This window comes from Nocardiopsis sp. TNDT3 (assembly GCF_003427465.1).
Lineage (GTDB): Bacteria > Actinomycetota > Actinomycetes > Streptosporangiales > Streptosporangiaceae > Nocardiopsis > Nocardiopsis dassonvillei.
Genome location: NZ_QPFC01000851.1, coordinates 1 through 6,469, shown reverse-complemented (window position 1 = coordinate 6,469; position 6,469 = coordinate 1). Strand labels below are relative to the sequence as shown.

Sequence of the window (6,469 nt, the reverse complement as noted above, 5' to 3'; positions counted from 1 at the left end):
TACTCGCCCTCGTTGTGGGACACGCCCCCGACCGAGGGCACGAAGAGCATGACCGTGGGCACGCGCTCCTTCATGTTGATCGAGTCGTGCCCGGCCACGGTCATGACCTCGCCGCTGCTCAGTCCCAGGCTCCGGGCGCTGGCGCGGGCCAGGGCCACGCCCTCGGGCTGGTAGGGGTTGACGCCCCAGGAGTGGGAGAGGGTCTGCTCCACGGTGACGGAGGCCGCCGCCTCGATGCGGGCGACCTGCTCCTGGAACAGCCGGTCGGCCTCGGCGAGCACCTCCTCGTCGTGCGAGCGCAGGTCGAGCAGCAGCTCGACGCGCGAGGGCACCACCACCGGCGAGTTCGGGTAGACGTCGAACTGTCCCACGGCCGTGTGCAGGACCCCGGGGAACCGGTCGGCCAGCTCGCGCGCGGCCACGACCAGCATGGAGGCGCCCACGAGCGCGTCGCGGCGGTCGGCCATCACGGTCGCCCCCGAGTGCGCCTGCTCCCCGTGGACGGTGACCGCGTACTTGCGCGCGGCCCAGCTGGCGCTGACCAGGCCGATCGTGGTGGAGGACTCCTCCAGGACGCGCCCCTGCTCGACGTGGATCTCGGCGCAGAAGGCGGCCTCGGGGCCGTCGTCCCCGCCCAGGAAGCCCGTCGGGGCCAGGGCCTCGGCCACCGTGACCCCGGCCGCGTCGCGCGCGGCCAGTGCCGTCTCCAGCGGGAGCGCGCCGGTGTAGACGGCGCTGCCCATCATGGAGGGCGTGAAGCGCGAGCCCTCCTCGTTGAACCAGTTCACGACCGCGAGGTTGTACACGGGCGCGGGGGCACCGGCGGCGGCGTCCTGCTCGGCGATCCGGAAGACGGCGTGGGCGGCGGCCAGCACGCCGTAGGCCCCGTCGTAGCGCCCCGCCGTGGGCTGGGAGTCCATGTGCGAGCCGACGACCACGTAGGGGGCGCCCGGTACCCGCTCCAGCAGGCCGAACTGGTTGCCGATGCGGTCGTAGACCACCCGCAGCCCCCGCTCGACCAGCAGTCCCTCCAGCCACCGCCGCTGGGCGATGTCGGGCCCGGTGGCGGCCTGCCGGTCGACGCCCCCCGACGGCGTGGCGCCGAAGGCGCTCATGGCCCGGAAGTCCTCCAGGAAGCGGGCGTCGGCGGGTGCCGCGTCCTGTGACGGGCCCTGTTCGTGTGCGGTCATGGCGGTGTTCCTCTCGGAGAGCGTCGGGTCGCGTGGGCCGGGCGTGGGCCACGTCCATCCTCGCCACGCGCCCCGCGGCGCTCAATCGTCATCCACACAAGATTCCCCGGGGGTGCTGTGCATGTGCACATAGACTCGGTGCCGGATGCCGAGCGCGGGCGCCGGGTGCCGAACGCAGGTGCTGGACGCCGCGCGCCGCACGCCGAGCCCGGACACCGGAAGCCGTCGAGACGTACGAAGGGAGGCGGCCGTGACGGACCCCGCGGAGCAGGCCCCGCCCGCCGACGAGCCCCGGTCCTGGGCGGGCATGGTCGAACGGCTCGCCGAGGACCGGGAGAACCTCGTCGAGGACTTCCTCCAGCGCCTGGCGGCCCTGGGCAACTACACCGACGGCATGGTCCCCGACACCGACCTGCGCCAGAGCGCCACGGAGACCTTCGACATGCTCACCCGGCGGATCGCCGGGGTGCCCCTGCCCGACCACCTGCGCGACCTCTCCACCCGCCTGGGCGTGCGCCGGGCCCGCCAGGGTGTGGCGCGCGAGCACCTGCTGGAGGCGGTCCGGCTCGACTTCCGCGTGCTCTGGGCGGGTCTGGTGCGCGCGGGCGGGCCGGGATCCTCGCAGATCCTCGTGCTGCACGCCGAGGAGATCCTCACCACGGTCGAGCAGTACATCAGCGACGTGCAGGCCGCCTTCCTGGAGGAGAGGGCCGCCCTGGAACGCGACTCCCGGGCGGCGGCGGCCCAGGCGTTCTCCCGGCTGCTCAACTCCGGGAGCCGGGCCGCCGCCGTGGCCTCCGAGGTGGCGGGCACCCTGGGGCTCCCCGAGCACGGGACCTTCGACGTGGCCTTCGTCGTGCCGTCCCCGGAGCGGGAGCAGCGGCCCGCGGCCCGGGTCCGCGAACGCGGCGGGGGCCTGGCGTGGGAGTTCGACGACGGCGTCGCCCTGGTGCGCGAGACCGCCCGCACGCCGTGGCCGGACCTGCCCCCGGGGACTTCGGGGGGACTGGTCGCGCGGGTGCGGGGGCTGGCCGCGGTCCCCGCCTCCGTCGAGGCGGCCCGCGTCCTGTCCGGCTACGCCGGCACCGGCGGCGGGTTCGTCCGCGAGGAGGACGTCTGGTCCGCCATCGCCCACGACCAGCTGCGCGGACTGATCCCCGGTTTCGGACGCGACCGGGTGGAGCGCTTCGAGCGGCTCGACGGGGACAGCCGGGCGCGGCTGCTGGAGACGCTGACCCACTACGCCGCGACGGGATCGGTCAAGGCCACCGCCGAGGCCCTGTACTGCCACCGCAACACGGTGGTCAACCGGCTCCAGGCGTTCCGCGAGACCACGGGCCTGGACCTGACCGTCCCGGCCGAGGCGGCCCAGGCCCTGGTGCTGTTCTCGGGCCGCTAGCGGACGGGCGGCCGCGCACAGAGCACGTGCGGCCCGGGAGGGGTTCCGGGCCGCACGTGAGGACCTCCGTGCTCTGGCGCTGTCTGGGGGTTTCCTGGGGAGGCGTGTGGGGACGCCGTTACTTCACGCTCACCGCCGTGAAGACCTCGGCCTTGTCTCCGTCCTCCTCCACGGTCTTTCCGGTGGAGGCGAAGTCGAAGGAGGCGTCCTCACGCTTGAAGCGGTAGCTCTTCTGTGGGGAGGCCACCTTGGTGAAGGTCCCGTCGAGGTCGCGGATGCCGACGAAATCGACGGTGTCGGGCACGACCAGCTTGATGCGCTTCATGCTCGGCTGGATGATCCGCATGCTTCCTCTTTCTTTCTCGGTACTCCTCCTGTGTGACGGCAGCACTCTCCGTCTGGTGTCCAGGTCATTCCCCCATAACGGAACGATAAAAATCAGGACAGCGATTTTCGTGTGTCCCGTGTCGCTCCGCCGGGGTGCGCCGAACCCGGGTGAATGTGGCGAAAGGAGTGTGCGAACTGCGGGAACACCCTCTGGCGGTCGGAGCGGGGCCGGGTCCCGAGTCGGGCGATCTACCCAGGGCCACAAAGGAGTTTCCTTCCTGACCGAAAACCGTCCGGGGGTTGTGCCCGGGACGTGCCGAGCCTCAGCCGCCGGTGTTGAGCCACCAGACGGAGAGGTTGAGCGCGGTCGCGAAGGCCGTCCAGGCCCAGTAGGGCACCAGCAGGACCGCCGCCCACCGGGACCGGCGGGCGAACAGCACGATGGTCGCCGTCAGCGCCACCACCAGCAGGCAGATGTCGACCAGGGCCACCCCGCGCAGACCGGCGGCGAAGAACAGCGGCGTCCACGCCGCGTTCAGCGCGAGCTGGACGAAGTAGAGCGTCAGCTCGGGGCGGGCGCCGCGCCAGCCGTGGCGGCGCCAGACCAGCCAGCCCGACACGGCGATCATGGCGTACAGCGTGGTCCACACCGGGCCGAACACCCAGGAGGGCGGGGCCCACGAGGGCTGGCGCAGGGCGGCGTACTCCGCGGCGGTGCTGGTGCTGGAGAGCACCCCGACGAGCGCGGCGGCGGTGACGGCGGCGGCGAACCCGGCCAGGCCCAGGAGGGACGCGCGGGTGGAGGGGGCGGGTGAGGCGTTCGCGGCGGTCATGGCTTCTCCCCGGGGTCGGCGTCTGGTCGGTGCGGGCGCCCGGTCCGCTCCGGAGACCGGCCGGTGCTGGAACCCGGTCGGTGACGGAGTCCGGTCGAGCCGGTGTCCGTGCGGAGGCGGCCCGCGACCGTGTGTCCCTGTACCGCTACCTCCGTTCTTTCCTCAGTAAACAAGTATCTTGGAAAGCGTGAAGAAAAAGAACCGCGAACGCGGCCGCGCCGCGAAGGCGCTGGGAATCGCCGCGCTCGCCCTGACGCTCCTACTCGTCCTCGCGGTCGGCGGCTTCGCCGTCTGGGCGCTCAACCCCTACCAGGCGGAGCCGCGGGCGCTGCGCGAGGCCGTGGCCACCCCCGGCGTGGAGGTGGCCGTCACCGACGACGCCGTGGTCGTCAGCTCCACCCACGCCCCTCCCGGGGTCGGAGTCGTCTTCTACCCGGGCGCGCGCGTCGCACCCGAGGCCTATGCCGAGCCCTGGGCGCTGGTCGCCGCCGACACCGCCGTGCGGGTGGTCATCCCGCGGATGCCGCTGAACTTCGCGGTGTTCGACACCGACCGCGCCGACCGCGCCATCGCCGACCACGGCGACGGCGTCGACGCGTGGTACGTGGGCGGGCACTCGCTGGGCGGTGCCATGGCCGCCTCCCACCTCGGCGGACGCACGGACGACACGGTCGTCGGACTGGTCCTGTGGGGCTCCTACGCCACGGAGGGCGCGGGCCTGGCCGGGCGCGAGGACCTCGCCGTCATCTCGGTCTCGGGCGGCCGCGACGGCCTGTCCGATCCGGCGACGGTCGAGGAGAACCGCCCGAACCTGCCGCCCGACGCGCACACGCACCGGATCCAGGGGATGAACCACGCCCAGTTCGGCGCCTACGGGGACCAGTCGGGGGACCTGCCCGCCGACATCGACGACGCCGAGGCCCACCACCGCCTCGCCGAGGTGACGGGGGACTTTCTGGACCGGTAGGGCCCGCACGTGCCAGGAGTCCGCACCCCCGAGGCGGTACGGACTCCTGGCACGAGGGGGAGGAGCGCCTCACGCGGCGGCGGAGCGGGAGCCGCGTACCAGCACCAGGGCGGCCAACAGCGCGTCCTCCGCCTCGTCCAGCGCGGCCTGGACGTGGTGTCCGTCCGGAGCCGAGTGCACGGCGATGAGCGCGTGCGCCGCGCACATCGCCGCCTCCGCAGCCGCACCCGGCCGTGAGGGGGCCGGGTCGGTCGCCCACTGCCAGTCGCTGACGGTCCGCTCCATCCTGCGGTACAGCAGGGCCTGCCCCACCTCCCGGTCCTGCACCGCGTGGGCCCACGCGTTCGGCGCTCCCTCGGCGGGGCGCACCGAGTCCGGACCGGCCTGGATCTCCGCCGCGGCGATCAGACTCTGCGCGAGCGCGGGCACGTCCTCCTCGTGCGCGCCGCTGCTGCGATGCTGGGGATCGAACACGGGAGGGAGCCCCAGAGCGGTCAGCGCACGCACGATCGGTCCGGGGTCGCCGATAGCCTGCGTCATCTCAACCTCCGGCTGTCTGCTTTGGCACATCTCCAGCCCTCTACCCAGTCATCGGCTACTTCCCGAACGCATTCCCAGCGTTTTCGTCGAAAAACTCGGATGAGTGCTACGGAGGTGCAACGACACAGCCCCGGGTCGGGTTCCTACTGTCCGTCGCGAATCCCGCGGGTTCCGGGGGCACCAGGGCCCTCGACCCGAACCGGCGCCGGGGAGCGGAGACCGCGGGCGGGGAGGCTCACCCGGTGAGGAAGCCGCCCAGGGCCGCGGCCAGCTCCTCGGGGGCCTCCTCGGCGACGTGGTGGCCCGAGTCGATGCCGTGGCCGCGGACGTCGTCCGCCCAGGACCGCCAGACACGCAGCGGATCGCCGTACAGCTCCTCCAGGTCGTCCCGCAGCGACCACAGGACCAGCGCGGGGCACCGGACGCGGACCCCGGCGGCGCGGTCGGCCTCCTCATGGGCCCGGTCGACGGTCAGACCGGCGCGGTAGTCCTCCAGCATCGCCCGCACCACCTCGGGGTCGCGTACCGCCCGCCGCCACTCCTCGTGGTTCTCCCGGCCCATGCTCCGCGGGTCGCCGGTGTACCAGCGGTCGGGGTCGGCGTTGATGACGCGCTCGGGAACCTCCGGCTGGGCGAAGAAGAACCAGTGCCACCACCGCGTGGCGAACTCGGGCGTGATCCGCGACAGGTGCTCGCTGATGGGCAGGCAGTCGATGAGCGCCACCCGGGAGACCAGTTCGGGGTGGTCCAGGGTCAACCGCAGGGCCACGTAGCTGCCCCGGTCGTGGCCGACGAGCGCGAACCGGTCGTGGCCCAGCAGGCGCATCACCGCCGCCATGTCCGAGGCGACCGCGCGTTTGGAGTGGTTGGTGTGGTCCGGCGAGGGCGCGGGACCGCGCGAGCGCCCGTAGCCCCGCAGGTCGGCGCAGACCACGGTGAAGCCCTGTTCGACCAGCAGGGGAGCGACGCGGTGCCAGGTCGCCGAGGTGCGGGGGTGGCCGTGCAGCAGCAGCACGGCCGGGCCCCGGCCGCCGTGGCGTACGAAGACGGTCGCGTCGCCGAGCGGGACGTGCTGGGAGGTGAAGCCCTCGAACATCGCCCCAGTATCCCCGCTGCCGCCCCGCCGGTACAGGGCCCCGCGCGGGGAGGGACGGGGCAGACGGAGGGAGGGGCGTCCGGCCCGGGCCCCTCCGGACGCCGGGCCGCCCCTGTG

7 protein-coding genes are annotated in these 6,469 nt (G+C 73.3%); 2 read left to right on the top strand and 5 right to left on the bottom strand.

Translation table 11 applies throughout. From position 1 onward, the window contains the following. The coding region (locus tag DQW06_RS20550) for a M20 family metallo-hydrolase (RefSeq protein ID WP_157983521.1) at positions 1-1,190 on the bottom strand (1,190 nt) is incomplete at its 3' end. A 250-nt stretch (positions 1,191-1,440) separates the two neighbouring features. Here DQW06_RS20550 and DQW06_RS20545 point away from each other — a divergent pair. Next, positions 1,441-2,589 (top strand): helix-turn-helix domain-containing protein, encoded by a 1,149-nt coding sequence (locus DQW06_RS20545; RefSeq protein WP_013152066.1) that lies wholly within the window; start codon positions 1,441-1,443, stop codon positions 2,587-2,589. Between the two features lie 118 nt (positions 2,590-2,707). On the opposite strand, the gene DQW06_RS20540 is transcribed toward DQW06_RS20545, so the two are convergent. Together DQW06_RS20540 and DQW06_RS20535 are read right to left on the bottom strand one after the other, a co-directional pair. Further along, positions 2,708-2,935 carry a hypothetical protein gene (locus DQW06_RS20540; RefSeq protein ID WP_013152067.1) on the bottom strand — a complete coding sequence of 76 codons (228 nt, stop codon included), beginning with the start codon at positions 2,933-2,935 and terminating at the stop codon, positions 2,708-2,710. Between the two features lie 304 nt (positions 2,936-3,239). Further along, complete coding sequence (locus DQW06_RS20535) at positions 3,240-3,749, bottom strand: TspO/MBR family protein (protein ID WP_013152068.1); 510 nt, start codon at positions 3,747-3,749, stop codon at positions 3,240-3,242. 187 nt (positions 3,750-3,936) lie between these two features. Here DQW06_RS20535 and DQW06_RS20530 point away from each other — a divergent pair, with 187 nt between their 5' ends. Beyond that, entirely contained in the window at positions 3,937-4,716 is a 780-nt protein-coding gene (locus DQW06_RS20530) for an alpha/beta hydrolase (protein ID WP_117199123.1), read from the top strand. A 69-nt stretch (positions 4,717-4,785) separates the two neighbouring features. Here the strand turns inward: DQW06_RS20530 and DQW06_RS20525 are convergent, their stop codons facing one another. Next, a complete protein-coding gene (locus DQW06_RS20525) occupies positions 4,786-5,256 on the bottom strand; it encodes a hypothetical protein (protein WP_117199122.1) in 471 nt (156 codons plus the stop codon). 235 nt (positions 5,257-5,491) lie between these two features. Next, on the bottom strand, positions 5,492-6,352 hold the full coding sequence (locus tag DQW06_RS20520; RefSeq protein WP_013152071.1) for an alpha/beta hydrolase: 861 nt from the start codon (positions 6,350-6,352) through the stop codon (positions 5,492-5,494). Between the last annotated feature and the right edge of the window lie 117 nt (positions 6,353-6,469).

Excerpts from the sequence above, each read along its gene's own strand:
- DQW06_RS20540 (WP_013152067.1), bottom strand. The coding sequence starts at position 2,935 with ATGCGGATCATCCAGCCGAGCATGAAGCGCATCAAGCTGGTCGTGCCC.
- DQW06_RS20535 (WP_013152068.1), bottom strand. The coding sequence starts at position 3,749 with ATGACCGCCGCGAACGCCTCACCCGCCCCCTCCACCCGCGCGTCCCTC.
- DQW06_RS20525 (WP_117199122.1), bottom strand. The coding sequence starts at position 5,256 with ATGACGCAGGCTATCGGCGACCCCGGACCGATCGTGCGTGCGCTGACC.
- DQW06_RS20520 (WP_013152071.1), bottom strand. The coding sequence starts at position 6,352 with ATGTTCGAGGGCTTCACCTCCCAGCACGTCCCGCTCGGCGACGCGACC.